We start from the raw sequence: 26,455 nt of genomic DNA on the forward strand, positions 1-26,455 counted from the left end.
TTATAATCGCCCTGTGCCTCACCATCCCGCCAACCGTCTGACCCTCCCTGTATGGGAACGCCTTGCCGCCTGGCTGGCTTTCCTGGCCGTGCTGTCGGCGCTGTGGGCGCCGGTGTCCATGCTGGCTCAGGATGTCAAAACCGGCAAGCTGGGCGGTATTTGCAGTGTCAACACGGTTTCTTCCAATGCCGGCGGTGATGCCGCCGGCGGCGATGCGGGGTCCACGGGCCTGCGCTGCGACTTGTGCGCTTCGCCGGGCCTGGTGCTGCCGCCCTTGCCGCTGCCAGCCACCCCCTGTTTTTCCGGCACCGATGTTGCCGCATCGGACCTCTCTGCGGCCACCGGTGCCGCCGTCCCCGGGCTGCCCTTCAGCCGCGGGCCTCCCTCCGTTTGATGTGAACCGCCTCGCCTGAGGCATTCCCGCGCGCGGGCCTGGCGGCCTGTGCGTCCGTTCATTTCAGAGTGTGAGTTTTCATGAACCTTTCCCGCACACCGTGCGCGCTTGCCTGGCGCGGCGCCACGGCGCTGGCTTTCCCCTTGGCAGCCATTCCCCTGGCGGCGTTCGCGCAGGCCCAGCCTGCCGAGGCACCGGCCAGATCTCTGGGCGTGGTCACGGTCAACAGCGGCCAGCCGACCTCCCTGCCCACGCAGATTCCGACCACGATTGAAGGCATCACGCGCGAGCAGATCGCGCAGACCATCAACGCCACCGACAGCGAAGACGCGCTCAAGTACTTTCCCAGCCTGCTGGTGCGCAAGCGCTACATCGGCGACTACAACCACGCCATCCTCTCGAGCCGTGCCTCGGGCACGGGCAACAGCGCGCGCTCGGCGGTGTATGCCGACGGCATTTTGCTGTCCAACTACCTGGGCAACGGGATTGCCAACGGCACCAATTACGCGCCGCGCTGGGGCCTGGTGACGCCGGAGGAAATCGAGCGGGTCGACGTGCTCTACGGCCCGTTCTCCGCCGCTTACCCGGGCAACTCGGTGGGCGCGGTGGTGGACTACATCACGCGCATGCCCACGCAGTTCGAGGCGCATGCCAAGCTCAACGGCTTCACGCAAAACTTCAAGCTCTACGGCAGCGACAGCCGCTTCAGCGGCAGCCAGGCCAGCGCCTCGCTGGGCAACCGCAGCGGCGACTGGTCCTGGTTCATCAATGCCAACCGCACCGAAAGCGCGGGCCAGCCCCTGACCTTCGCCACGCGCACGCTGAGCACTGCGGCCCCCGCGGCCGGCGCCACCGTGGTGAGCGGCGCGGTACCCGGGCTGAACACACGCAATGTCCCCTGGCTGCTGCTGGGCGGCGCCACGCAGTACGAGACGCGGCAGGACCACCTCAAGTTCAAGCTTGCCTACGATTTTTCATCCACGGTGCGCGCCAGCTACACCCTGGGCTACTGGAAGAACACAGCCGAGAACCGTTCGCAGAGCTATTTGCGTGATGCGGCGGGTACGCCGGTCTACAGCGGCAACGTCAGCATCAACGGCCGGGGCTACACGCTGGCGGCCAGCGATTTTGGCGTGAGCAACGAAGCCTTGACGCATGTGATGCACGGCTTGTCCGTCAAGTCGAACACGCAAGGCACCTGGGACTGGGAGGTCGCGGCCAGCCTGTACGACTACCAGAAGGACCAGGTTCGCGCGGCCACCAGCGCACAGCCGGGCGCCCTGAACGGCGGCGCCGGCACGTTGCAGGACCAGGACGGCACCGGCTGGAACACGCTGGCCTTCAAGGGCATCTGGCGGCCCGAAGGCGTCCAGGGCGCGCACATCGTGGATTTTGGCTTCCAGCAGGACAGCTACCAGCTGCGCATCCTCAAGTCCGCGGCGGCCAACTGGCTTACCAGCGGGCCGGGCGCCGTGGTGAGCGACGTGGGCGGCAAGACCCGTTTGCGCAGCCTGTATGCGCAAGACGCCTGGGCCTTTGCGCCCAGGTGGAAAACCGTGCTGGGCGCACGCCTGGAAAACTGGACGGCCTCCGGCGGTTTCACCAGCTTCGGGGCCGGCAGCCCGGCCAACACGGGCTATGCCTCGCGCAGCGACAACGCGGTATCGCCCAAGGGCGCGCTGTCCTACCAATGGTCGTCGGATACGGTGCTCAAGGCCTCGGTGGGCCGCGCGGTCCGCTTTCCGACGGTCGGGGAGCTGTATGGCGCGACGGCGACGGTCAATTCCCAGTACATCAACGACCCCCATCTCAAGCCCGAGAAATCCTGGACCACGGAGCTCACGGCGGAAAAAGACCTGGGCAATGCCTTGCTGCGCCTGACCTTTTTTACCGAGGACACCCGCGACGCGCTGTATTCGCAAACCACTTTCGACCCCGCCGCCAATGCCAACATCAGCCGTGTGCAGAACGTCGGGCGCATCAAGACCCAGGGCGTGGAGCTGGCCTTCAGCGGCAACGACGTGCTCAAAAAAGGGCTGGACCTGAGCGGCAGCATCACCTACGCTGATTCCCGCATCAAGGAGAACGGCGGTTTTGTCGCGGTGGCGGGCGACACGCTGGGCAAGTACCAGCCGCGTGTGCCGGTGTGGCGCGCCACGGCCGTGGCCAACTACCGCTTTACGCCGCAGCTGTCGGGCAGCTTTGCCGCACGCTACAGCGGCAGGCAGTATTCGAGTTTGGACAACGCCGATGTGAACGGCTTTGCCTACCAGGGCACCAGCAAGTACTTCACCACCGACGTGCGCCTGCGCTACCAGGTGAACAAGCAATGGAGCGCGGCGGTCGGCATCGACAACCTGAACAACTACCAATACTGGAATTTCCACCCCTATCCGCAGCGCACCTTCATGGCCGAACTGAACTTCAGCCTGTGATCCGCGCTATCTTTTTTACCAAGCCACCCTATTACCAAGACCAAGGATGAACCATGAAACCTATCGCCCTTAAAACCATTGCCGCCGGCATGCTGCTTTTGGCCGCCTCCCTGCCCGCCGCCGCCCACGTCACCCTGGAATACCAGGTGGCCAATGCGGGCAGCTATTACAAGGGGAGCTTCAAGGTCGGCCATGGCTGCGGCAACTCGCCCGTCAAGCAGATCGTGGTCACGATTCCCGCGGGCGTGCAGGGCGCCAAACCCATGCCCAAGGCCGGCTGGGCGCTGGAAGTCACGCGCGAGAAACTGGCCCAGCCGCGGCAGGACCACGGAAAAGCCGTCACCGAAGACGTGTCCCGCATCAGCTGGACGGCCAAAACCCCGGCCGATTATTTGCAGAACGACTGGTATGACGAGTTCGTGCTGCAGGCCAAGCTGCCGGCCAAGGCCGGCATGCTGTACTGGCCCGTCATGCAGGTGTGCGAGGAAGGCAAGGTGGATTGGAACGAAGTGCCCAAGCCGGGCCAGTCACTCTCCGACCTGAAAAATCCCGCCGCCGCACTGGAACTGATGCCCGCGGGCGGCGGCGGCGAGCACAACCACTGAACGGCGCCGGCTGCGCCTCGTTTTAAAGTCCACCCATTGTTTCAAGGAGCATTTGCATGACATCCGGAAAATTCCCGACATTCTCCAAATTTTCACAAGCCGCGCTGCTGTTGTTGCTCGCGCTGGGCGGTACGGCCGCCCTGGCGCAGGGCGCCGCCGTCAAGGTCGATGGCGCCTGGGCGCGCGCCACCGTGCAGGGGCAAAGGGGCTCGGGGGCTTTTATGAGTCTCACGGCCAGTGAGGCGACCCGGCTGGTGGGCGTGTCCTCACCGGTGGCCGGCGTGGCCGAAGTGCACGAAATGAAGATGGAAGGCGACGTCATGAAAATGCGCGCGCTGCCCTCGCTGGAGTTGCCCGCCGGCAAAAAAGTGGAGTTCAAGCCCGGCGGTTACCACGTGATGCTGATGGACCTCAAGGCGCCGCTGGCCAAGGACAGCACGATTCCCCTGACCCTGCTGTTCAAGGACGCCAAGGGCGTGGAAAGCAAGCTGGAGCTGAAACTGCCGGTGGCCACGGCGGCGCCGGGTGCGGCCGGCGCCGCGGCGGAGCACAAGCACTAAGGGTCCAGCCGCGGGTAGCCGGGCTCTAGCCGCGCTTGCCCGGGCCCAGCCGCCGGTACACCGTGGCGCGGCTCACACCCAGCGCCCTGGCGGCCTGCAGCACATTGCCGCGCGCGTCGCTGACGGCCTTGCGGATCAGCGCGGTTTCAAGTTCCTTGAGCGGCCGGCCCGCGTCGGCCGAAGGCGGCAGCTGCAGCGCGGCCGGCGCGGCATCGCGGCCGGCCGGCAGCGGCATCGCGTGCAGGCGCAGGCCCGACCACAGCGGCGCCTCCAGCACGCCGCCCTGCGCATTGCCGCGGCGCTGCGCCGCGTCAAACAGCATTTCAAAAGGCATGGCGAACAGCTCGCTGCAGTGCGGCATGCCGCCGGCCGCGGCGTCCAGGCGCGAGAGCATTTGCCGGGCCGCCGGGTTGGCGCCGGTGACGCAGCCGTCGGCGTCCACGCAGAGCAGGCCGTCACTGTCGTCGCCCAGCACCCGGCCCGGCCAGTTGAGCCTGACCAAGAGGGCATGGGGCCGACCCAGCGTGAGTGCGTTTTCAATGCTGCGCGCGCACTGGGTGACCAGGTGCTTGAGTTCGGGCCGCTCGGCCGCTTCTATGCCCGTCAGGTCCAGCATGCCGGCGCAGTGCCCGTCGGGGCCGAACAGCGGCGCGCCGGCGCAGCTGTAGACCGAGGTCGCGTCGAAAAAATGCTCGCCCCGGTGCAGCCAGACCGGCTGCAGCTCGCCCAGCGCCGCGCCTATGGCGGTGGTGCCTACCCGGGCTTCCGAGAGGTCGGTGCCTATGCGCGTGATCACATCGGCGCGGCTGTCGCTGCGGTCTATGCGGCCGTTGACGTCGACCACCACGCCGGCCTGGTTGGTCAGGATGGCGAAGTAGCGGGTGTCGGCAATCGCGCGGCCCAGCCGCTCAAGCGTGGGTTTGGCGGCCTGTACCAGGTGCTGGTTGGCTTCCTGGTGGCGCCGCATCTCGGCGGCCGGCACGGTGTCGAAGGAGGGGGCTTGTTCAGGGTGCTGCCCGCCGGCCAGGCAGCGCCGCCAGGAGCGCTCTATCCAGCCTTCCAGGGCCGGCGCCGCGTCGGCGGGCCGGGCTTCGCCATACAGGACGGCCTGGCGCGCGCGCCCTATGCGCGCCAGCCTGTCCTGGCCGCCCGCGGCCTGGGCGGGATGAAAGGGGGTCATGGATGCCATGGCCCATTGTGGCGAATTTCGCCGGTTTGCGCAGAGGGGGTTTTTGCCCGGGTGCGCCGCTGCGGCAAGCGCCCCGGGACGGTATCAGCGCGCGTGGGTGGCGATCAGCAGCATGGCGGACTTCAGCCCCGCCACCGTCATCAACAGCGAACCCAGCACGTGCACCGTGGCTGTCAGCGCCGCCAGGCCGTAGCGCGCGTCCATCAGGAAGATCACCACCTCGGCTGAAAACGAGGAAAAGGTGGTCAGCCCGCCCAGGAAGCCGGTCACCAGCGCCAGGCGCCAGACCGGGTCCAGCTGGGGCATGGCCTGGAACACCGCGATGCAGATGCCTATCAGGTAGCCGCCTATCAGGTTGGCCGCCAGCGTTCCCCAGGGGATGATGCCGCCCGGCGTGAGCCACAGGCTCAGGCCCCAGCGGGCCAGCGCGCCCAGCGAGGCGCCGATGGAGATGGCAAGCACGGTCAGCATGGTGTGTGTGTGGGGAGGAAAGGAGCTGGGTTTGGCGGGACAATGCAGTCATGACTTTAACCGCTGCGCCCGCTTTCGGCGAAGCGCCCGGCTTCCTGGGCGTGGTGATGCTGGACACCCGCTTTCCGCGCCCACCCGGCGACGTGGGCCATCCCGATGCGTTTGGCGTGCCGGTGCGCCGGCATGTGGTGCGCGGCGCCTGGCCCGGCAAGATTGTGCAGACGGCGGCCGGCTTGCGCACCGCGGGCGTAGCACCGGCCTTTGTGGAGGCTGTGCAGGCGCTGGAAGCCGAGGGCGCGCGCGCCGTCACCACGAGCTGCGGCTTCCTGGTGCTGCTGCAGGCCGAGCTGCAGGCCGCCGCGCGGGTGCCTGTGATCACTTCCAGCCTGCTGCAATTGCCGGGGCTGCTGGCGCGCCAGGCGAGGGTCGGTGTGCTGACCATCAGCGCGGCCGCGCTGGGCCCCGAGCATTTGCTGGCGGCGGGCGTGCCAGCTGGCCGGCTGGCCGACGTGGTGGTGCAGGGCGTGGATCCGGCCGGGGAATTCGCAACGGCCATATTGGGCAACCGCGATACCCTGGACATGGACAGAGCCCGCCGCGAGGTGGTGGATGCGGCGGTGGCACTCAAGCGGCGCGAACCTTCGCTGCAAGCGGTGGTGCTGGAATGCACCAACTTGCCGCCCTACCGGCAGGCTGTCGAAGCGGCCACAGGCCTGAAGACCTGGGCGCTGACCGATGATGAGAGGCTGCTGGCTCCTTGGCGTTGAGGGGGCCGCCCCTGCTTACTTCTCTTTGCCCATGACGAGGTCGGGCAATATGGTCACGATCTGCGGGAACACCGTGATCAGCACAATGCACACCACCAGGCAGGCGAAGAAGGGAATCGCGGCGCGGGCAATCGTGTTGCTGTCCTTGCCGGTCATGTTCTGCAGCACAAAGAGGTTAAAGCCCACGGGCGGCGTGACCTCGGCGATCTCGACCAGCAGGATGATGAAGATGCCGAACCAGATCAGGTCGAAGCCGGCCTTCTGGATCATGGGCAGCACCACGGCGCTGGTCAGCACGATCATGGAGATGCCGTCCAGCGCCGTGCCCAGGATCAGGTAGACGATGGTCAGAACAAAAATCAGCGCATAAGGCGAGAGGTGCATGTGGTCCACCCACTCGGCCAGCTCGCGCGGGATGCCGGTGAAGGCCATGGTCTTGGTCAGGAAGGATGCGCCGGCCAGGATGAACATGATCATGCAGCTGGTGCGCGTCGTGCCCATCAGCCCGTCCTTGAAGTTCTGCCAGGTCAGCGAGCGGCTCCACACCGCCAGGCCCAGCGAACCCGCCACACCGTAGGCCGCGCACTCCGTCGCGGTGGCATAACCGGCGATCAGCACCCAGCAGATGAAGACGATCAGCACACCGCAGGGAATCAGGTTGCGCGACTTGTGCAGCTTCTGCATGAAGGTCGTGGGCTGGTCGGGCGCGGGCTGCAGCTTGGGGTTGCGCAGGGCCCACCAGATGATGTAGCCCGAGAAAAGCGCCATCAGCAGGAAACCGGGCAAAAAACCGGCCAGGAAGATGCGGATGATGGAGGCGTCGGCGGCGACGGCGTAGACCACCATGGTGATGGACGGCGGGATCAGGATGCCCAGCGTGCCGGCGGTGGCGAGAGAGCCCAGCGCGATTTTTTCACTGTAGCCGCGTTTGACCAGCTCGGGCAAGGCCACCTGGGAGATGGTGGCACAGGTCGCCGCGGACGAACCCGATACCGAGCCGAAAATTCCGCAACCGAGGATGGTGGTGTGCATCAGCCGGCCCGGAATGCGGTTCAGCCAGGGGCTCAGGCCCTCGAACATTTCCTCGCTGAGTTTGGTGCGAAACAGGATCTCGCCCATCCAGATAAAGAGGGGCAGGGCCGCGAGCTCCCAGCTCGCATTGCTTTCCCAGAAAGCGCTGAAGAGGTTTTTGCCCGGTTGTGTCGTCGCAAAAAAGGCCTGCCCGACCCAGCCGCAAATCGCCAGGGTCATCGCAATCCACACGCCGCCCGAGAGCAGCAGCATCATGAGCAGCAGCAAAATGCCGCCCACCATCAAGATATCCATGTTGTTGTCTTTGTAGTCTGGAAAATAAACGGGAGTGATTCGCGCGGGCTGAAGGTCAAACTTCGGACGAGAAATCGCCGCGCGCGTGGCGCTCCTCGACTTCGCGCACAAAGGTCGGAACACCGCCGCGTATGACGATGATGAACTCATCGACCACGGCGACCAGCAGCAGGATGGAGCCCAGCGCAAAGCTCAGCTGCGGAATCCACATGGGCATGGGCAGCAGGCCTTGCGAGATGTCGTTGAACTCCCAGCTTTCGTAGGTGAACAGGCAGGCGGACCAGGCCAGGTAGGCCACCGCCACGCTGCCGATAAACAGCGACGTCAGCTCCAGCACGCGGCGGGTTCTGGCATTGACCTTTTCCAGCAGCAGCGTCACCCGCACAAAGTCGCCATGCTTGAAGGCATGGGCCATGGCAAAAAAGGCGGCGGCCGCGCAAAACCAGGCCACCACGTCGTTGACGGCACCGGTGTTGACGCGAAACTCGCGCAGAATGCTTTGCCCGATCATGAGCACCGCGATCAGGGCCACAAAAACGGCGCCGAGGGCGCCGCCCGCCAAGTAGAGTTTGTCCAGGAATTTGCGCACGGGCTGCCTTACTTCTTCGCGGCCTTGAGCTTGTTGAAGTTGGCGATGATGGCTTCGCCGTCAGGGCCGGCTTTTTTCACCCAGTCGGCCTGCATGATGGTGCCGACCTGTTTCATGTCGGACACCAGCTTGGCCGGCGGCGTGACGATCTTCATGCCTTTTTCGGTCAGGGCTTTTTTGTACCACTCGTTCTTTTCCTCGCTGAGCTTCCAGCCGCGGGCCTCGGCGTCGGCGGCGGCCTTGGTCAGCGCGGCTTGCGTGGCCGGGTCCAGCGCGTCAAAGGCCTTTTTGTTCACGATGATGGCGTTCTTGGGCAGCCAGGCCTGGGTGTCGTACCAGTACTTGAGGCTTTCATAGGTCTTGGAGTCGTAGCCGGTCGAGCCCGAGCTCATATAACTTTCCACCACGCCCGTGGCCAGGGCCTGCGAGAGCTCGGCCGCCTGGATGGTGACGGGCTGCGCGCCAATCAGCTCGGCGATCTTGGCGGTGGCGGGGCTGTAGGCGCGCCATTTGATGCCGCGCAGGTCGGCCACCGAGGCCAGTTCCTTCTTGCTGTAAATGCCTTGCGGCGGCCAGGCCACGGTGTAGAGCAGTTTCATGCCCTGCGTGCCCAGCAGCTTGTCGAGCACGGGCTTTTGCGCTTCGTAGAGTTTTTTGGAGTCGGCGTAAGAGGTCGCCAGGAAGGGAATGCCATCGGCGCCGTAAATCGGGTTTTCGTTTTCGAAGTTGACCAGCAGTACTTCGCCGATCTGGGCCTGGCCGCCCTGCACCGCGCGCTTGATCTCGTTGGCCTTGAACAGCGAGGCATTGGCGTGCACCGTGATCTTGAGCTTGCCGCCGCTGGCCTTGTCGACGTCGGCCGCAAATTGCGTCAGGTTTTCCGTGTGGAAGTTGCTGGCCGGGTAGGCGGCGGGGAGGTCCCACTTGGTCTGGGCAAAGGCGTTGGCGCCCAACGCGAGAGCGGCGGCCGCCACGGTGATCTTGAAATTCATGAGAGGCTCCAGGACAAGGAATTGATAAGTAGTAATAGGATAGACGCAAATCCCGCGCCAGTTCATCGGGCATACCCCGAAATACTGCGCCCACCTGTTTACGCGACCCTGGGGCCCCGCCATGAACCTGCGTTTTGTTGAAGCCTTTTATTGGGTGGCCTCGCTCAAAAGCATCTCGCGCGCCGCCGACAAGCTCTACCTCACGCAGTCGGCCATGTCCAGCCGCATCGCCACGTTGGAGGAAGAACTCGGCATCCTGCTGCTGGACCGGCGCGACAAGCAGTTCAAGCTCACGGTGGCCGGCGCGCGCTTTTTTGTCTACGCGCAAAAACTGCTGGAGCTGCAGCGCGAGGTCAAGCAGGAGATGGGATCGGGCGCGCCCATGGCGGTTTCCATGCGCATAGGCGCGATCGAGTCGGTGCTGCATTCCTGGCTGATTCCCTGGCTCGAAAAACTGCGGGTGGACCATCCGGGGCTGGAGCTGGAGCTCACGGTGGAAACCACCCCCATCCTGATGGACCAGGTGCAGCGCGGCACGCTGGACCTGGTGTTCGCGGCGCTGCCCGCCTCGGCCGACGGCTTGCGCAACCAGGCCTTGCCGCCCATGGACATGGCGTTTGTGGGCAATCCGGCACTGCATAAAAAAAGAAATTACCGGCTCGATGAGCTGGCCGAAATGGAATTGCTGACCTTCCAGAAAGGCTCGCAGCCGCATGTCACCCTGCTGGACCTCTTCAAGCAGAACCGGATGGAGCCCAAAAAGGTGCACGCGATTTCATCGATCTCGGCCATGGTCCAGCTGGTGCAGGGCGGCTTCGGCGTGGCCTTGCTGCCGCGCGCGGCGGTGCAGCGGCTGACGGGCTTTGCCAGCCTCAAATTGCTGACCTGCGACAAGAAGCTCAAGGCTTTGCCCATCCATGCCAGCTACCGCACCGACCCGACCTCGTCCATCGTGGAAACGGTGGTCCGGTCGGCCGTGGAGTTCGCCGGGGAAGGCGGGGGCGGCACCAAAACGGCCCGCAACCCGGCCGCCAAAACGCTGAAAACCGCCAAAAAAGGTGCATCAGGGTAAATCCTAGTCATCGAAAAAATCGATGACGAAAGCAAAATATTTCTTGTTTGATTTCGTCATTTGCTAATCGCACACTTCGCCCCATGTCATCCAACTGTCATGTTTTTACGAGGAGTGCGAAATGAAGAAGTCATGGTGGGCCCGAGTGGCCGCGGTACTGGCCGGCGCTGGTTTGAGCCTGTGCGCGCATGCGCAGCAAGAGGTCAGGATAGGCGTGCTGTATCCGCTGACCGGTCCCGCCGCCTCGGTGGGCGCCGAACTGCGCAGCGCGCTGGAGCTCGCCGCCGACATCATCAACAACGGCGCACCCGGCGTGTCCGAACTGCCGCTGTCCGCCGGCAAGGGCCTGCCCAACCTCAAGGGCGCGAAGATCAAGCTGGTCTTCGCCGACCACCAGGCCAACCCGCAAACCGGCGCGACCGAAGCCGAACGCCTGATCACGCAGGAAAAAGTGGTGGCACTGGTTGGCGCCTACAACAGCGCCGTCACCGCCACGGCCAGCCAGATCGCCGAGCGTGCCGGCATCCCCTTTTTGAATCCGGAGTCGTCCTCGGCCTCGCTCACGCAGCGCAATTTCAAGTGGTTCTTCCGCACCACGCCGCACGACGACCTGTTTGTGCACAACGCCTTTGATTTCCTCAAGGAGCTCGAGGCCAAAAAAGGCATCAAGGCGGGCGTGGTGGCCAGCCTCAACGAGAACGGCCTGTGGGGCACGGAAACCACCAAGCTGCAAAGCAAGCTTGCGCCCGAGTTCAAGCAGAACCTGGCCAAGCAGGTGATGTACCCGGCCAAGACCACGCAGCTGACCTCCGAAGTGCAGACCCTCAAGGCGGCCAATCCCAACCTGGTGCTGCAGTCGTCCTATACGGCCGATGCCATCCTGTCGATCAAGACTTACAAGGAACTGGGTTTCTCGCCGGACATGATCCTGGCGAACAACGCGGGCTTTACCGACACGGACTTCATCAAGACCCTGGGCAAGGACGCCGACTACATCATCACGCGTGAAGTCTGGGCGCTGGACCTGGCCAACCGCAACCCGCTGATCAAGCAGGTCAACGACCTGTTCAACAGCCGCTACAAGATCAACTTCACCGGTAACTCCTCGCGCACCTTCACCGGCCTGATGGTGATGGCCGACGCCATCAACCGCGCGGGCTCGACCGAGCCCGAGGCCATCCGCAAGGCGCTGGCCGCGACCGACATGCCCGGTAGCAAACTCATCATGCCGTGGAAGGGCGTGAAGTTCGACGCCACCGGCCAGAACACCCTGGGCCAGGGCATCCTGGTGCAGATCATGGGCGGCAAGTACAACACGGTCTGGCCTTTCGACATGGCCTCGCGTGAAGTGACCTGGCCCATGCCCAAGTGGGACCAGCGCAAATAAGCCGCCGGCCTTGACTCACCTGCCTAAGAGACAACCATGACCACGGAAATATTGCTTCAGACGCTGGCCTCCGGCGTGCTGATCGGGCTGATTTACGCGCTGGTGGCTATCGGCCTGACCATGATTTTCGGCGTCATGGACATCGTGAATTTCGCGCACGGGGAGTTCCTCATGCTCGGCATGTACTCGGCTTTCTGGCTGTTCGCCCTGTATGCGCTGGACCCCATGATCACCCTGCCGCTGACGGTCCTCATGCTGTTCGGCTTCGGTGTGCTGCTGTACAAGCTGGTGATCGTGCGCATCATCAACGCACCCATGCTGTCGCAGATCTTCACGACCTTCGGCATCATGATCTTGCTGCGCGGCGTGGCCCAGTTCCTCTGGAAGCCGGACTTCCGCTCCATCGAGAACTCCGCGGTCAGCGGCACCGTCAAGCTGCTGGGCATACAGCTGGGCAAGCCGCAGCTGGTGGCCGGCGTGGGGGCCATCGTGGTGACCGGCCTGATTTATTTCTTCCTGAACAAGACCCGGCTGGGCGCGGCGCTGGAAGCCACCGCCTCCGACAAGGAAGCCGCGCGCCTCATGGGCATTGATTCGCACAAGATGTTCTCGCTGGCCTGGGGCATAGGCGCGGCCTGCGCCGGTGCGGCCGGGGTGCTGCTGTCGACCTTTTTCCCGATCTTTCCGGACGTAGGCGCGAGCTTCATCCTGCTGGCCTTTGTGGTGGTCAACCTGGGCGGCTTCGGCAGCGTCTCGGGTGCCTTCTGGGCCGGCATCCTGGTCGGGGTGATCGAGGTCATGGGCGGCCTGCTGCTCGGGCCGCAGTACAAGACCGCCATCGTGCTGGTGCTGTTCCTTGGCGTATTGATGTTCCGGCCCCAGGGCCTGATGGGTAAGGCATGAGCGCCGCGCCGGGCCGTCCCCAAGCAAGCTCGCACCGCAGTGCGGAGCACGAAGGTATTCGAATGCATACCATGAAACAGATTATTTTTGCTGTCGCCGCCTTGGTGTTTGCCTTGGCCGTCCCCGCCTTCACGGATGCCTCGCACCTGAACATGGCCATCCTGATCCTCATGGCGGCCCAAGTGGGCGTGGCCTGGAACATCGTGGGCGGTTATGCCGGCCAGGTGTCCTTGGGCCACGCGGCCTTCTACGGCCTGGGCGCTTATGCCTCGACGCTGCTGCTGGTCAAGTTCGGCGTCAATCCCTGGATAGGCGTGCTGGCCGGCGGCCTGCTGGCGGCCTTGCTGAGCCTGGGCTTTGGCTGGTCGTGCTTCCGGCTCAAGGGCCACTACTTCGCGATGGCCACCATCGCGGTGGCCGAGCTGGTGCAGATCTTCTTCACCGAGTGGGACTACGGCGGCGCGGCGGTGGGCCTGTATGTGCCCATGGACCGCCAGGGCTGGCTGTGGCTGAACTTCGCCACCAAGCTGCCTTATTACTGGCTGGCGCTGGGCCTGCTGCTCATCACGCTGGGCGTGAACTGGTGGATAGAGCGCAGCTACCTGGGCTACTACTTCAGGGCCATCAAGGACGAACCCGATGCGGCCCGCAGCATAGGCGTGAACATCGCGCGCTACAAGCAGGTCGCGCTGTCGGTCAGCGCCTTCCTGACCGCGGTTGGCGGCAGCCTGTACGCGCAGAAAGAGCTTTACATAGACCCGAACTCGGTGCTGTCGACGGCGCTTTCCATCAAGATGGCGCTGGTGTCCATCCTCGGCGGCGTGGGTACCCTGTTCGGGCCTGTCGTAGGCGCCGTGGTGCTGACCAGCATCGAGGAGCTCACCCGCATCGCCTTCGGCGGCACGGGCCGCGGCACCGACGTCATCATTTATGCGAGCCTCATCATCGTGATCGCGGTCTTTTACCCCACGGGCCTGCTCGGCTGGCTGCGCAGCTTCCGGGAGCGCCGGCTGGCGCGCGGCCACGCATCGCGGCAGATGGCGCTGCCCGCCGCCGCCGTGCAGAACGCCGGCAAGGAGGCCGTATGAAGTTGCTGGAAGTCAAGCAGGTCAGCAAACGCTTCGGCGGGCTGGTCGCCAACCAGGATGTTTCCTTCGGTGTGGACACCGGGCAGGTGGTGGGCCTGATAGGCCCCAACGGCGCCGGCAAGACCACCATGTTCAATTGTGTCGCGGGCTATTTCGCACCCACCTCGGGCAGCATCCTGCTGGGCGGCCGCGACATCGCCGGCCTGCCGCCCGAGGCCTGCGCCCGCGCCGGTGTGGCGCGGACCTTCCAGATCGCGCGCACCTTCACCAGCATGACGGCCTGCGAGAACGTGATGACGGCGGCCATGCTGCTGCAGCACAACGTCGCGAAAGCGCGCAAGGCGGCCATGGACTGGCTGGCGTTTGCCGGGCTTGAACGCTTTGCCGACAGGCCCGCCGCCAGCATGACCATCAGCGAGCAGCGGCGCCTGGCTGTGGCGCGTGCGCTGGCCACGCAGCCGCGCATCCTGCTGATGGACGAAGTGATGGCGGGCCTCAACCCGTCGGAAGTGCGCGAAGCGGTCGACGTGGTCCTGAAGATCCGGGACAAAGGCATCGCCTGCCTGATCGTCGAGCATGTGCTCGAAGGCATCATGCCCATCGCCGACAAGATCGTCGTGCTGGACCGCGGCGTGAAGATCGCCGAAGGCACGCCGCAGCAGGTGTCCAACGACGCCGCCGTGATCACCGCCTACCTGGGGGACTGAAGATGCTCGAAATCAAGAACCTCAAGGTTTGCTACGACGAGGTGCTGGCCGTCTCCGACGTCAGCCTGCAGGTCGAACCCGGAAAGATCGTGGCGCTGGTGGGCGGCAACGGCAACGGCAAGTCCACCACCTTGCGTGCCGTGGCGGGCCTCAATGCCGCCGCGGCCGGCAGCATCAGCTTCAACGGTGAGCCGGTTCACCGCATGCCGGCGCACAAGCGTGTTCCGCTGGGCCTGTCGCTGGTGCCGGAAGGCCGGCGCCTGTTTCCCCGGCTCACGGTGCTGCGCAACCTGGAGCTGGGCGCCTTCACGCGCATGGACAGGCACGAGGTGGCCCGGGGCATTGAAGAGATGCTGCAGCTGTTTCCCATCCTCAAGGAACGCGCCACGCAGCTGGCCGGCACCATGAGCGGCGGTGAGCAGCAGATGCTGGCCATTGCCCGCGGGCTGATGGCCCGGCCCAAGCTGCTGATGCTGGACGAGCCCTCCTGGGGTATCGCCCCCAAGTTCGTGACCAAGGTGCTGGAGGTGATCCAGCAGGTCAATGCCACCGGTGTGTCGATCTTGCTGGTGGAGCAGAACCTGCAAAAAGCCCTGAACATCGCGCACTACGGTTATGTCATCCAGACCGGCCGCATCGTGATGCAGGGCAAGGGGCATGAGCTGCTCAATGACGACCGGATCAAAAAAGCCTACCTGGGCCTTTGAGAGCAAGTCCCCAGCACCATTTTTTACCCATCCGTTTTTCCAACACCATGAACAAGATTTTTGATCGCCCCGCCGACCTTCGCATGGCCAGCCGCTGCGGCGAGTTTTCCCTGCCCACCGCTGGGCACGCCAACGGCCACATCCAGGCCAACCTCATGATCGTGCCGCAGGCGCAGGCCTTTGATTTCCTGCTGTTTTGCCAGCGCAACCCCAAACCCTGCCCGCTGGTGGAGGTGCTCCAGCCGGGCGCCACCGAACCTTTGTGCGCGCCGGGGGCCGACATCACGACCGACATTCCGGGCTACCGCGTCTACCGCGACGGTGAGTTTGTCGAGGAGCGCGGCGAGATCCGCTCGATCTGGAAGGACGACTACGTGGCCTTCCTGATCGGCTGCAGTTTTTCCTTCGAGGCCGCGGTCACGCAGGCCGGCATTCCGCTCAGGCATGTCGAGCAGGGCCGCAATGTCTCGATGTTCCGTACCAGTCTCCAGTGCCAGCCCGCCGGCGTGTTCAGCGGCGAAATGGTGGTCACCATGCGGCCCATCAAGAGCCGGGACGTCGCGAAAGTGGTGGAGATTTCTGGCCGGTTTGACGTGGCGCACGGTGCGCCCGTTCACATCGGCAATCCGGAGGCGATAGGCATTACCGACCTGTCGCGCCCGGACTACGGCGATGCGGTCGACATCAAGGACGATGAAGTCCCGGTGTTCTGGGGTTGCGGCGTCACGCCGCAATGGGTAGCCCAGAAAAGCCGTTTGTCGATGTGCATCACCCATGCGCCGGGCAAGATGTTTGTGACCGACCTGAAAGGGTGAGTTCCATGCACCCTGCGCCGGGCTGATCCTCTACTCCCAAGGAGTTCCTCATGAAAGCAATTCTGATAGCCGCGCTGGTCGCGGCGGGGGCAGCGCACGCCCAGACAAGCTGGAAGCTGGCCACCGGCTACCGGGTGGAGTCCTTCCACACACAAAACATCCTGCAGTTCGGCCGCGATGTGGAAACGGCCACGCGCGGCGAGCTGCAGATACAGGTGTACCCCAACAACACGCTGGCCAAGCTGGCCGACATCAGCGCGGCCGTGCAGCAAGGAAAGGCCGAGGCCGGCGAGACCATCATGACCAGCATGGTCAAGGAGATGCCGCTGGCCGGCGCGGATTCCATTCCTTTTGTCGTCACCTCGTACAAGGACGCGCAACGCCTCTGGAAGCTGCAACGGCCAGGCCTTGAAAAGCATTTTTCCGAGCGCGGCCTGAAGCTTCTTTATGCCGTGCCCTGGCCGCCGCAAGGCCTGCATTCGAACAAGCCGGTGCGCGGGCCGTCGGACTTTCGCGGCACCCAGATGCGGACCTACAACCAGACTACCCTGCGCATCGCCGAGATGCTGGGCGCCAAGCCGGTGGATGTGGCCATGGTCGACGTGGGCAAGGCATTGGCCGAGGGCCGCATGGACAACATGATCACGTCGGCGCTGACCGGCGTGGAGAACAAGGTGTGGGGGCCGATCAAGTACTACTACGAGATCAACGCCTGGTTCCCGAAAAATGCGGTGTTTGTGAGCAACAAGGCATTTGAGGCGCTCAAGCCCGAGGCGCGCGCCGCCGTGCTCAAGGTGGCCGCCGAGGCGGAAGTGCGCGGCTGGCAGGCCAGCCAGGCACTGGCCGCCAGCGCCACCGAGGAGCTGCGCGCCAACGGCGTGAAGATAGAGCGGATTTCGCCCGAGCTGGACCAGGAGATCAAGCGCATGGGCGAGAAGTTCTCGCGCGAGTGGATACGCTCCGTGGGCAATGAGGCGAACGACATTTTTGTGCCTTACTACATGCCGCAATGAGGCGGGCGAAAACAGGACGCCACATCGTATGAAAACACCTTCCGCAGCCGTCACAGCCTACCTTCACGCCAAGGACGGCAACCGCCCCCATCTGCTGGCGCAGGCATTCACGGACGATGCCCTGCTGGAGATGGTTGTTCATACCGCGGCGATTTCATTTCCGCCGGTATGCCAGGGGCGAGATGCCATCGCCGAGGTGCTGGTGCGCCGGTTCGGCCAGTCTTACGAGAATGTCTACACTTTTTGCCTGTCCTCGCCGCCTGAGGGCGATGCCGAGGTGTTTGTCTGCGATTGGCTGGTCGCCATGACCGAAAAGGACAGCCGTGCCGTGCGTGTCGGATGCGGCCGCTACGATTGGTGCTTTTCACCGCCTTCATACCTGGCGGAAAGCCTTTCGATCACCATAGAGACCATGCAGACATTGCCGGCTTCGCAGGCGGAGAAGGTCATGGATTGGGCGGCCGGCCTACCCTATCCCTGGTGCCCGGCGGCGGTTGCCCTGCCAGGTGCGCCGGACATTCAGCTGCTGGCACCGGTACTTGGGTACATTGGCAGGGAGCGTATGGCTGGTTTTGGCCGGGCGGCCCCAGCCCGCAGTGCCAGGCCGGGCCTGGCCTGGCGACACACAGACCCTGAAGATCATCAAAAAACACGTTAACTCTGAAATCAAAAAATCATGCAAGACACCACATCCAAACCGGGCGGCGACCGTTGGCAATTCTGGATAGACCGCGGCGGAACTTTCACCGACATCGTGGCAAAAAAGCCCGACGGTTCACTGGTGACGCACAAGCTGCTGTCCGAAAACCCCGAGCAGTACCGCGATGCGGCCGTGGCCGGCATACGCCACCTGCTGGGCCTGAAGGCCGGCGAGCCGATTCGCGCCGACGTGGTCGACTGCGTGAAGATGGGAACGACGGTGGCCACCAATGCGCTGCTGGAGCGCAAGGGCGAACCCACGCTGCTGGTCACCACGCGCGGTTTTCGCGACGCGCTGCGCATCGCCTACCAGAACCGCCCGCGCCTGTTCGACCGCCACATCGTGCTGCCAGAGCTGCTGTACAGCGCCGTGGTCGAGGCCCAGGAGCGCGTGGGCGCGCAGGGCGAGGTGCTGCAGGCGCTGGACGAGGCGCTGCTGAAAAAAGAACTGCGGGCCCACTACCAGAAGGGCTTGCGCAGCCTGGCCATTGTGTTCATGCACGGCTACCGCTTTACCGAGCATGAAAAAGCCGCCAAGCGCATCGCGGCCGAAATCGGTTTCACGCAGATCAGCACCTCGCATGAAACCAGCCCGATGATGAAGTTCGTGAGCCGCGGCGACACCACCGTGGTCGACGCCTACCTCTCGCCCATATTGCGCCGCTATGTGGAGCAGGTCGCCAGCGAGATGCCGGGCGTGCGGCTGTTTTTCATGCAGTCCTCGGGCGGCCTGACCGATGCCCATGTGTTCCAGGGCAAGGACGCCATCCTGAGCGGCCCGGCCGGCGGTATTGTGGGCATGGCCCGCACGGCGGCGATTGCCGGCCATGCCAAGGTCATAGGTTTTGATATGGGCGGCACCTCCACCGACGTCTCGCATTACGCCGGGGAGTTCGAGCGCGAGTTCGAGACCCAGGTGGCCGGCGTGCGCATGCGCGCGCCGATGATGAGCATCCACACGGTGGCGGCCGGCGGCGGCTCCATCCTCAAGTTCGATGGCGAGCGTTTTCGCGTGGGTCCGCAGAGCGCGGGTGCCAACCCCGGCCCGGCCAGCTACCGGCGCGGCGGGCGCCTGGCGGTGACGGATGCCAATGTGATGGTCGGCAAGGTCCAGCCGCGCTACTTTCCCAAGGTGTTCGGCCCGAATGCCGACGAGCCGCTGAGTTACGAGGCTGTCGAGGCCCAGTTCAACGAGCTGGCCGGCCAGACCGGCCGCAGCGCAGAGGTGGTGGCGGAAGGTTTTATCAACATCGCGGTGCAGCAGATGGCCAATGCCATCAAGAAAATCTCGGTGGCGCGCGGCTACGACGTGACGCGCTACACCCTGCAATGCTTTGGCGGTGCGGGCGGCCAGCATGCCTGCCTGGTGGCCGATGCGCTGGGCATGACCAAGGTGTTTGTGCATCCACTGGCCGGCGTGCTGAGCGCTTACGGCATGGGCCTGGCCGACCAGAACGTGATCCGCGAGCAGGCGGTGGAGCTCAAGCTATCCGAGGCCGCGCTGCCCGAGATTTCCGGCAAGCTTGAGGAGCTCGCCGCCCATGCCGAGGCCGAGCTGCAGCGCCAGCAGGTCAGCATGGGGGGCATCAGCACGCACAGGCGCGTGCATGTGCGTTATGAGGGCAGCGATTCCGCGCTGATAGTTCCTTTCGGCACGCTGGACCAGATCGAGGCCGGTTTTGAGGCTGCCTACCGCCAGCGCTTCGCCTTTTTGATGCAGGGCAAGGGCCTGGTGGTGGAGGCGGTGTCGGTGGAAGCCGTGGTCGCCGGCGACGCGCCGGCCGAGCCGCGCCACGCCACGCACGAGCCGCGCGAAGTGCCGCGCCGTGAAACCGTGCGCATGTATTCGGGCGGCCAGTGGCATGATGCGGCCCTGGTGGTGCGCGAGGATTTGCGGCCGGGCGACATCATCTCGGGCCCGGCCATCATTGCCGAGAAGAACGCGACCACGGTGGTCGAACCCGGCTGGGAAGCGGCGCTCACGGCGCTGGACCACCTGGTGCTGGACCGCCGCGCCGAACGCGCCGTGACCTTCGCGGCCGGCACCACGGTGGACCCGGTGCTGCTGGAGGTGTTCAACAACCTCTTCATGAACATCGCGGAGCAGATGGGCCTGCAGCTGCAGAACACCGCCTACTCGGTCAACATCAAGGAGCGCCTGGACTTCAGCTGCGCGCTGTTCGACACCGAAGGCAACCTGATCGCCAACGCGCCGCACATGCCGGTGCACCTGGGCTCCATGGGCGAAAGCATCAAGACGGTGATCCGCGAAAACGCCGGCAGCATGCAGCCGGGCGACGTCTATGTGCTGAACGACCCCTACCACGGCGGAACGCATTTGCCCGACATCACGGTGATCACGCCGGTCTACCTGGGCAGCGCCGCGCAGCCGACGTTTTATGTAGGCTCGCGCGGACACCATGCGGATATTGGCGGCACGACGCCAGGCTCCATGCCGCCTTTCTCGACGCTGATCGAGGAGGAGGGCGTGCAGATCAACAACGTCAAGCTGGTGGAGCGAGGCGTGCTGCGCGAAGCAGAGATGATCGCGCTGCTCAAAAGCGGCAAATACCCCAGCCGCAACCCGCAGCAGAACATGGCCGACCTCAAGGCGCAGATCGCTGCCAACGAAAAAGGCGTGCAGGAACTGCGCAAGATGGTCGACAGCTTCAGCCTGGAGGTGGTGCTGGCCTATATGCGCCACGTGCAGGACAACGCCGAGGAGTCGGTGCGCCGCGTGATCACGCGCCTCAAAGACGGCGAGTTCACGCTGCCGCTGGACAACGGCGCGCAGATCAAGGTGGCGATCCGCGTCGACGCCAAGGGCCGTAGCGCCGAGATCGACTTCACCGGTACCTCGCCGCAGCAGACCAACAACTTCAACGCGCCGACGGCGGTGTGCATGGCGGCGGTACTGTATGTGTTCCGCACGCTGGTGGACGACGACATCCCGCTGAACGCGGGCTGCCTCAAGCCGCTCAAGGTCATCATCCCGGCGGGCTCCATGCTCAACCCGAATCCGCCGGCCTCGGTGGTGGCGGGCAATGTGGAGACCTCCACCTGCATCACCAATGCGCTGTACGGCGCGCTGGGCGTGATGGCGGCCGGCCAGTGCACCATGAACAACTTCACCTTCGGCAATGCGCGCCACCAGTATTACGAAACCATTTCGGGCGGCTCGGGCGCGGGCGGCAAGCTCGACGAGGCGGGCAAGCTGGTGTCGGGCTTTGACGGCACCAGCGTGGTCCAGACGCACATGACCAATTCGCGGCTGACCGATCCCGAAGTGCTGGAGTTCCGCTTCCCGGTGCGGCTGGAGAGTTATGAAATCCGCGAAAACTCCGGCGGCGCGGGCCGCTGGCGCGGTGGCAACGGGGGTGTGCGCCGCGTGCGCTTTCTGGAGGCCATGACGGCCAGCATTCTGTCCAACGGCCGCAAGCACGGTGCCTTTGGCATGGCCGGCGGCGAGCCTGGCCAGGTCGGGCGCAACCTCGTGGTGCGGGCCCAGGGTCAGGTCGAGGCGCTGGACCATATCGGCCAGGCCGACATGCAGCCGGGTGACGTGTTTGAAATCCATACGCCGGGCGGCGGGGGATTCGGCAAGCTGTAGACCACCCCCGTCCGGGTGGAATTGGCTCACCCCCGTCCAGGCTCACTTCGTGTAGCCTGTTCCCCCCTTGCAGGGGGCGGCGCCTGCGGCCCGGCAAAGCCGGTTCCGCGGCCCCTGCTGGTGAAGTGAACGATCCCCGCCGGGGCTCACTGCGGGCAATCTGTTCCCCCTCAAGAGGGCGGAGCGGGCGGCAGATGCAAAATACGGTGAGCCTGGTGACGACGCACCGGCAATCCCTTTTTTGGAGCGTTTTCCATGACCCGCGAGTTCTGCGACAACTATCGTTTTCTGGCCCGCTACAACCGCTGGATCAACGAGCGGCTCTACGCGGCCTGCGAGGCCTTGACGGACGAGGCGCGCAAGCAGGAGCGCAGTGCTTTTTTCGGGTCGATACACCGCACGCTGGGCCACCTGGTGCTGGCCGACCAGGTCTGGCTCAGGCGCTTTGCGCAATGTGGGGCGGACAACGGGATTGCCTTCGCCTCGCTGGGCCCGGATGTGCTGGACATGCCCGAGACCTATACCCTGGACATGGTGCTGTTTGAAGGCTGGGCGGAACTGAAGGCCAAACGCGCACAGCTGGACGCGGCCATCGAGCAGTGGGTGGCCGACATGCCGGACAACTACCCGCAGCTCACCATGCGCTACGGCAACTCAAAAGGTGTGCGGCGCGAACATGCGGCCTGGATGGCGATCACGCATTTTTTCAACCACCAGACGCATCATCGGGGCCAGGCCAGCACGCTGGTCACGCAGGCGGGCGGCACGGTCGGTGTGACGGACCTGATCGCGTTGGTGTGAAGACCCCGTAGGCATAAAAAAAAACCGCCATAGGCGGGTTTTTCGGGTGAAGAGGCTGGCCCTTATTTCTTGGCGGCGCTGGCAGCGCTGGCGGCTGGCTTGGCGGTGTCGGCCTTGGCGTCTTTCTTTTCATCCTTGGCGGCAGGCTTGGCGTCCTTGGCCTTCTTGGCATCGGCCTTGGCGGCTTTTTCTGCGTCGGCCTTGGCTTTGGCTTCGTCAGCCTTCTTTTTCTTCTCGTCAGCCTTGGCCTTCTTGTCGGCTTCTTTTTTGGCCTTGGCTTCGTCAGCCTTGGCTTTGGCCTCGGCCTTGGGGTCCTTCTTCTCCGCGGCGGCTGCGGGGGCCGGTGCGGCGGCTACCGGCGCGGCCGGCTTGGCTTCGGCCTTTTTCTCTTCGGCCTTGGCGGCAGGCTTGTCATCCTTCTTCGCGGCAGCTGCGGGTTTTTCGTCCTTTTTGGCGGCAGGGGCCGCGCCCTTGAAGCTGGTGCCGCCCACCGTCAGGCCTTCGGCGGAAAACTTGGCGGCATTGCCTTCGCCCACGCCTTTGACGCGTTCGATGAAGTCGTTCCAGTCCTTGAAGCTGCCTTTCTTGCGCTCGTCGATGATCTTGCCCGAGATGCCGGGGCCTATGCCCTTGATGCCGTCGAGCTCAGCCGCGGTGGCTTTGTTGACGTCAACGGCGGCGAACGAAACGGCCATGTACATGGCGGCGACGAAGGCCAGTATTTTTTTGAACATAAGGAATCTCCTCAAAGATTGGATTGAAGTGAAGGCACGTGATCCATCCTTGTGAAGAAGGATGTCTTCTTCATAACGGCCCGCCCAGGGCCGCGTTGACTACCGGCCCCGGCTTTGGGGCCAGGAAAACCCTAGTGAGAGGCCGTCTCGGATTCAGCCCGCGGCGGCGCTCAAGGCCTGCATGTAAGCGGCCACACCTGTCTGCACATCGGCGAAGGCATGGGTGCAGCCGGCCGCGCGCAGCGCGCGCGGGTCGGCCTGGGTGTAGCTCTGGTATTTGCCGACCAGCGCGGGCGGAAAGGCGATGTATTCGATCAGGCCGCCGCGCACGGCTTCTTCCAGGCTCAGGGCCGCGGCATTCTGGCCTTTGCGCAAGGTGTTGACGACGGCCAGGGCCACGTCATTGAAAGGCTGCGCCCGGCCGGTGCCGAGGTTGAAGATGCCGGACTTGCCGGGGTTGTCGAAGAACCAGAGGTTCACGGCCACCACGTCGTCGATGAAGATGAAGTCGCGCATCTGGCCGCCGGCGCCGTAGCCGCCGTATTCGCCGAAGAGCTTGACCTTGCCCTCGGCCTGGAACTGGTTGAACTGGTGGAAGGCGACGCTGGCCATGCGGCCCTTGTGCTGCTCGCGCGGGCCGTAGACGTTGAAGTAGCGAAAGCCCGCGACCTGGGTGGCGGCGTTTTCAAAGCGGGCGCCGAGCTCGCGCCGCATGCGCTGGTCGAACAGCAGCTTGGAGTAGCCGTAGACGTTGAGCGGACGCTCGAACTCGGGCGACTCGGTGAAGGTGTCGGAGCCGCCGTAGGTCGCGGCCGAGGAGGCGTAGAGCAGGCGCGTTCCCTGGTCCTGGCAGGCGTGGAACAGCTCGCAGGACAGCGTGTAGTTGTTGTCCATCATGTACTTGCCATCGGCTTCCATGGTGTCGCTGCAGGCGCCTTCGTGGAACACGGCCTCGACCCGGCCGTAGGCGCCCTCGGCGAACAGCTCGTAGAAGTCGTCGGCGTCGACATAGTCGGCGATCTTCAGGTCGGCCAGGTTGCGGAATTTGTCGCCATGAGTCAGGTCGTCGACGGCGATGATGTCGTCGATACCGCGGGCATTGAGGCCCTTGATGATGTTGCTGCCAATGAAGCCGGCGGCGCCTGTGACTACGATTTTCATGATGGGTCCTTGAGGTGAGCGCAAGCTCACTGCGCGGCGAACAGCTCGCCGTAGTTGACGGTGGCGGTGCCGAACTTGCCGACCACGATGCCGCCCGCGCGGTTGGCGATCGGTACGGCGTCGCGCAGGCGCATGCCGGTGGCGGTCATGGCCGCCAGCGTGGCGATCACGGTGTCGCCGGCGCCGGTGACATCGAACACCTCGCGCGCCACGGCCGGGACGTTGAGTTCTCCTTCGGCATCGAACAGCGTCATGCCTTCTTCGCTGCGCGTGAGCAGCAGGGCTTCCAGATTGAGCGCCTCGCGCAGGTTGTGGGCCTTGGTACGCAGGTCGGCTTCGCTGCTCCAGGCGCCTATGACGTGCTCCAACTCGGCGCGGTTGGGGGTGATGACGCTGGCGTTTTTGTAGCGCGCGTAGTCCGAGCCCTTGGGATCGACCAGCACCACCTTGCCCGCGGCGCGGGCCTGGGCGATCATCAGCACGATGTGCGCGAGGCCGCCCTTGCCGTAGTCGGAGAACAGCACCGCGTCGTGCTCGGTGTGCAGCTTTTCAAAGGTGGCCGACTGCGAGGCCAGCACCTCGTTTTCAGGTGTGTTTTCGAAGTCCAGGCGTATGAGCTGCTGCTGGCGGCCGATCACGCGCAGCTTGACGGTGGTCTTGAGCTGGGCATCGCGGCCGAAATAGGGCGTGATGCCGGTCTTGGCGACCAGCGCCTCGAGCTGGTGGCTGGCCTCGTCATCGCCCACCACGCTCAGCAGCGAAGCCTGCGCGCCCAGCGTGACGATGTTGTAGGCCACGTTGGCCGCGGCGCCTATGCGCTCCTCGGTGCGCGTGACGCGCACCACGGGCACCGGCGCCTCGGGCGAGATGCGGTCCACCGCACCGTACCAGTAGCGGTCCAGCATGGCGTCGCCCACCACGAGGACGCGGGCCTTGGAAATCTTTTCAGGCGTCAATTGCATGCTCATCTATCGTGTCTTTTTCTACAGCTCTTCAATACGGCGCGTCGGGTAGCTGTCCCAGGCCTGGCAGCCTGGGCAGTGCCAGAAGTGCTGGGTGGCCTCAAAGCCGCAGGCCGCGCAGCGGTAGCGCATCAGGGGCTTGGTGGCCTGGTCGAGCGCGCGCTGGACCAGCGTGTGGTGCTGCTCGTCCTGGAGCTTTTCACCGGCGATCCATTTTCCGGCCGCGACCAGCGAGGCCTGGCGCTCCAGGTGTTTCACATACCACTGCCGCGCCGAGGCCGGGTCTTTTTCGAGCTTGACGATGGCCTCGATCACGTCGATGGACGGCATGTTGGCATAGCTGGCCTTGAGCAGCTCCAGCGCCATGGCCTCCTGGCCGCCGGCCTGCGCGATATTGGCCAGCAGGCCGGCGGCCAGCGGCAGGCCTTGCGGGGCGGTTTTTTCGAGCTTGAGCAGGGTTTGCAGGGCGTCCTGCGGGCGGCCCAGCTGGTTTTGCAGCTTCGCCAGGTCTATCAGGGGGCGGGCCAGGTCCGGCGCCATGGCGATGGCTTCCTGCAGGGCACCCAAGGCCCGGGTGGTGTCGCCGGCGGCCACGCAGGCGCCGGCCTGCTCGCACAGGTAGTGCGCCTGGCGGGCGCTGAAGCTGCCGTGGCTGGAGCTGCCGAGCCGGGCGGCGATTTCGGTGGCATTGGCCCAGTCGCGCGAGCGTTCGTAAATCGACAGCAGGGCCAGCCGCGCCTCTTCTTCAAAGGGCGTGCCTTCGAGTTTGCGCAGGGCGGCCTCGGCGCGGTCCAGCAGGCCGGCCTTGAGAAAATCGAGCGCCAGGGCATGCTGGGCGCGGTCGCGCTCGGGCTGCGTGAGGTCGCCGCGCGACATCAGGTGTTCGTGCACGCGCACGGCGCGCTCGTACTCGCCGCGGCGGCGAAACAGGTTGCCCAGCGCGAAGTGAAGTTCGGAGGTGTCGGGGTCGCTTTGCACCGCCTCGATGAAGGCGTCTATGGCCTGGTCCTGCTGCTCGTTGAGCAGGAAGTTCAGGCCCTTGAAATAGGCCTTGGGCGCCTGGCGGTTTTCGATGCGCAGCTGCCGCAAGTCCAGCCGTGAGGCCAGCCAGCCCAGCGTGAAGGCGATCGGAAACCCGAGCAAGACCCAGGTGAAGTCAAATTCCATGGTGCATCGTGGACGGGTCTTCGCTGACGGTGTGGGGGCCCAGGGTCGTGTAGGCGTACTTGGCCGAACGGCGCTTTTTCCACCAGCGCGGCATCATGACAAAAATGCCGAGCGCCAGTCCGCAGGCGAAAGTCGCCAGCACGACCAGCACCAGGGGCGCTTGCCACATGGTGCCAAAAAAGAAATACACCGCAACCGTTTGCTGGTTATTCAGTGCAAAAGCGAAGAGCGTAAAAAAAATGGCTGCTTTAAGCAGCCACATGAGGTATTTCATTGGGTAATCCCCCGGGTGGTCTGGCGA

The 26,455-nt window shown here is 64.6% G+C and carries 26 protein-coding genes; 16 read left to right on the top strand and 10 right to left on the bottom strand.

Features of this window, described 5'->3' with window-relative positions; genetic code table 11:
* The first annotated feature begins 13 nt into the window (after positions 1–13).
* The 4 genes from AC1D09_RS05215 to AC1D09_RS05230 all read left to right on the top strand — a co-directional run bounded on the left by AC1D09_RS05215 (position 14) and on the right by AC1D09_RS05230 (position 3,994).
* Positions 14–394: a DUF2946 family protein gene (locus tag AC1D09_RS05215; protein ID WP_477660735.1), complete on the top strand. Its 381-nt coding sequence runs from the start codon at positions 14–16 to the stop codon at positions 392–394.
* Between the two features lie 80 nt (positions 395–474).
* Positions 475–2,829, top strand: coding sequence for a TonB-dependent receptor (locus AC1D09_RS05220; protein WP_477660736.1), 2,355 nt, complete (start codon positions 475–477; stop codon positions 2,827–2,829).
* Positions 2,830–2,882: 53 nt separating this feature from the next.
* Positions 2,883–3,434 carry a YcnI family copper-binding membrane protein gene (locus tag AC1D09_RS05225; protein WP_477660737.1) on the top strand — a complete coding sequence of 184 codons (552 nt, stop codon included), beginning with the start codon at positions 2,883–2,885 and terminating at the stop codon, positions 3,432–3,434.
* A 56-nt stretch (positions 3,435–3,490) separates the two neighbouring features.
* Complete coding sequence (locus tag AC1D09_RS05230; RefSeq protein WP_477660738.1) at positions 3,491–3,994, top strand: copper chaperone PCu(A)C; 504 nt, start codon at positions 3,491–3,493, stop codon at positions 3,992–3,994.
* A 25-nt stretch (positions 3,995–4,019) separates the two neighbouring features.
* On the opposite strand, the gene AC1D09_RS05235 is transcribed toward AC1D09_RS05230, so the two are convergent.
* Together AC1D09_RS05235 and crcB are read right to left on the bottom strand one after the other, a co-directional pair.
* Positions 4,020–5,183 (bottom strand): helix-turn-helix domain-containing protein, encoded by a 1,164-nt coding sequence (locus AC1D09_RS05235; RefSeq protein ID WP_477660739.1) that lies wholly within the window; start codon positions 5,181–5,183, stop codon positions 4,020–4,022.
* An 84-nt stretch (positions 5,184–5,267) separates the two neighbouring features.
* On the bottom strand, positions 5,268–5,654 hold the full coding sequence (crcB, locus tag AC1D09_RS05240; RefSeq protein ID WP_477660740.1) for a fluoride efflux transporter CrcB: 387 nt from the start codon (positions 5,652–5,654) through the stop codon (positions 5,268–5,270).
* 50 nt (positions 5,655–5,704) lie between these two features.
* Between crcB and AC1D09_RS05245 the strand changes: the two genes are divergently transcribed.
* Entirely contained in the window at positions 5,705–6,421 is a 717-nt protein-coding gene (locus tag AC1D09_RS05245) for an aspartate/glutamate racemase family protein (protein ID WP_477660741.1), read from the top strand.
* Between the two features lie 15 nt (positions 6,422–6,436).
* Here AC1D09_RS05245 and AC1D09_RS05250 read toward each other — a convergent pair whose 3' ends face one another.
* The 3 genes from AC1D09_RS05250 to AC1D09_RS05260 are packed head-to-tail and all read right to left on the bottom strand — an operon-like array spanning position 6,437 to position 9,328.
* Positions 6,437–7,747, bottom strand: a complete 1,311-nt coding sequence (locus AC1D09_RS05250) for a TRAP transporter large permease (protein ID WP_477660742.1) — start codon at positions 7,745–7,747, stop codon at positions 6,437–6,439.
* A 55-nt stretch (positions 7,748–7,802) separates the two neighbouring features.
* Positions 7,803–8,336, bottom strand: coding sequence for a TRAP transporter small permease (locus tag AC1D09_RS05255; protein ID WP_477660743.1), 534 nt, complete (start codon positions 8,334–8,336; stop codon positions 7,803–7,805).
* Between the two features lie 8 nt (positions 8,337–8,344).
* Positions 8,345–9,328: a TRAP transporter substrate-binding protein gene (locus tag AC1D09_RS05260; protein ID WP_477660744.1), complete on the bottom strand. Its 984-nt coding sequence runs from the start codon at positions 9,326–9,328 to the stop codon at positions 8,345–8,347.
* 121 nt (positions 9,329–9,449) lie between these two features.
* Between AC1D09_RS05260 and AC1D09_RS05265 the strand changes: the two genes are divergently transcribed.
* The 11 genes from AC1D09_RS05265 (at position 9,450) to AC1D09_RS05315 (ending at position 22,130) form a co-directional block, all read left to right on the top strand.
* Positions 9,450–10,400, top strand: coding sequence for a LysR family transcriptional regulator (locus AC1D09_RS05265; RefSeq protein ID WP_477660745.1), 951 nt, complete (start codon positions 9,450–9,452; stop codon positions 10,398–10,400).
* A gap of 121 nt (positions 10,401–10,521) precedes the next feature.
* Positions 10,522–11,787, top strand: a complete 1,266-nt coding sequence (locus AC1D09_RS05270) for an ABC transporter substrate-binding protein (RefSeq protein WP_477660746.1) — start codon at positions 10,522–10,524, stop codon at positions 11,785–11,787.
* Positions 11,788–11,823: 36 nt separating this feature from the next.
* The gene (locus AC1D09_RS05275; protein ID WP_074575578.1) at positions 11,824–12,690 is read left to right on the top strand and encodes a branched-chain amino acid ABC transporter permease; all 867 of its coding nucleotides are present in this window, start codon (positions 11,824–11,826) and stop codon (positions 12,688–12,690) included.
* A gap of 71 nt (positions 12,691–12,761) precedes the next feature.
* Positions 12,762–13,778: a branched-chain amino acid ABC transporter permease gene (locus tag AC1D09_RS05280; protein WP_477660747.1), complete on the top strand. Its 1,017-nt coding sequence runs from the start codon at positions 12,762–12,764 to the stop codon at positions 13,776–13,778.
* The gene (locus AC1D09_RS05285) at positions 13,775–14,485 is read left to right on the top strand and encodes an ABC transporter ATP-binding protein (protein WP_477660748.1); all 711 of its coding nucleotides are present in this window, start codon (positions 13,775–13,777) and stop codon (positions 14,483–14,485) included. The genes AC1D09_RS05280 and AC1D09_RS05285 overlap by 4 nt, the downstream gene beginning before the upstream one ends.
* 2 nt (positions 14,486–14,487) lie before the next feature.
* Positions 14,488–15,192, top strand: a complete 705-nt coding sequence (locus AC1D09_RS05290) for an ABC transporter ATP-binding protein (RefSeq protein WP_007869522.1) — start codon at positions 14,488–14,490, stop codon at positions 15,190–15,192.
* A gap of 47 nt (positions 15,193–15,239) precedes the next feature.
* On the top strand, positions 15,240–16,007 hold the full coding sequence (locus AC1D09_RS05295) for a putative hydro-lyase (protein ID WP_074575575.1): 768 nt from the start codon (positions 15,240–15,242) through the stop codon (positions 16,005–16,007).
* Between the two features lie 50 nt (positions 16,008–16,057).
* Positions 16,058–17,020 carry a TRAP transporter substrate-binding protein gene (locus AC1D09_RS05300; protein ID WP_477660749.1) on the top strand — a complete coding sequence of 321 codons (963 nt, stop codon included), beginning with the start codon at positions 16,058–16,060 and terminating at the stop codon, positions 17,018–17,020.
* Between the two features lie 28 nt (positions 17,021–17,048).
* The gene (locus tag AC1D09_RS05305) at positions 17,049–17,678 is read left to right on the top strand and encodes a nuclear transport factor 2 family protein (protein WP_477660750.1); all 630 of its coding nucleotides are present in this window, start codon (positions 17,049–17,051) and stop codon (positions 17,676–17,678) included.
* Positions 17,679–17,696: 18 nt separating this feature from the next.
* Positions 17,697–21,329 (top strand): hydantoinase B/oxoprolinase family protein, encoded by a 3,633-nt coding sequence (locus tag AC1D09_RS05310; protein ID WP_477660751.1) that lies wholly within the window; start codon positions 17,697–17,699, stop codon positions 21,327–21,329.
* A 255-nt stretch (positions 21,330–21,584) separates the two neighbouring features.
* Positions 21,585–22,130 (top strand): DinB family protein, encoded by a 546-nt coding sequence (locus AC1D09_RS05315; RefSeq protein WP_477660752.1) that lies wholly within the window; start codon positions 21,585–21,587, stop codon positions 22,128–22,130.
* Positions 22,131–22,192: 62 nt separating this feature from the next.
* Here the strand turns inward: AC1D09_RS05315 and AC1D09_RS05320 are convergent, their stop codons facing one another.
* The 5 genes from AC1D09_RS05320 to AC1D09_RS05340 all read right to left on the bottom strand — a co-directional run bounded on the left by AC1D09_RS05320 (position 22,193) and on the right by AC1D09_RS05340 (position 26,428).
* Positions 22,193–22,864, bottom strand: coding sequence for a ComEA family DNA-binding protein (locus tag AC1D09_RS05320; RefSeq protein ID WP_477660753.1), 672 nt, complete (start codon positions 22,862–22,864; stop codon positions 22,193–22,195).
* Between the two features lie 153 nt (positions 22,865–23,017).
* Positions 23,018–24,025 carry an ADP-glyceromanno-heptose 6-epimerase gene (rfaD, locus tag AC1D09_RS05325; protein ID WP_477660754.1) on the bottom strand — a complete coding sequence of 336 codons (1,008 nt, stop codon included), beginning with the start codon at positions 24,023–24,025 and terminating at the stop codon, positions 23,018–23,020.
* Between the two features lie 26 nt (positions 24,026–24,051).
* Positions 24,052–24,987 carry a D-glycero-beta-D-manno-heptose-7-phosphate kinase gene (gene rfaE1, locus AC1D09_RS05330; RefSeq protein ID WP_477660908.1) on the bottom strand — a complete coding sequence of 312 codons (936 nt, stop codon included), beginning with the start codon at positions 24,985–24,987 and terminating at the stop codon, positions 24,052–24,054.
* A gap of 21 nt (positions 24,988–25,008) precedes the next feature.
* The gene (lapB, locus tag AC1D09_RS05335; protein WP_477660755.1) at positions 25,009–26,154 is read right to left on the bottom strand and encodes a lipopolysaccharide assembly protein LapB; all 1,146 of its coding nucleotides are present in this window, start codon (positions 26,152–26,154) and stop codon (positions 25,009–25,011) included.
* Positions 26,144–26,428 (bottom strand): LapA family protein, encoded by a 285-nt coding sequence (locus AC1D09_RS05340; RefSeq protein ID WP_477660756.1) that lies wholly within the window; start codon positions 26,426–26,428, stop codon positions 26,144–26,146. Before AC1D09_RS05340 ends, lapB begins: the two co-directional genes overlap by 11 nt.
* Positions 26,429–26,455: the final 27 nt, after the last annotated feature.

It is taken from the genome of Polaromonas sp. P1_A2, assembly GCF_056406895.1.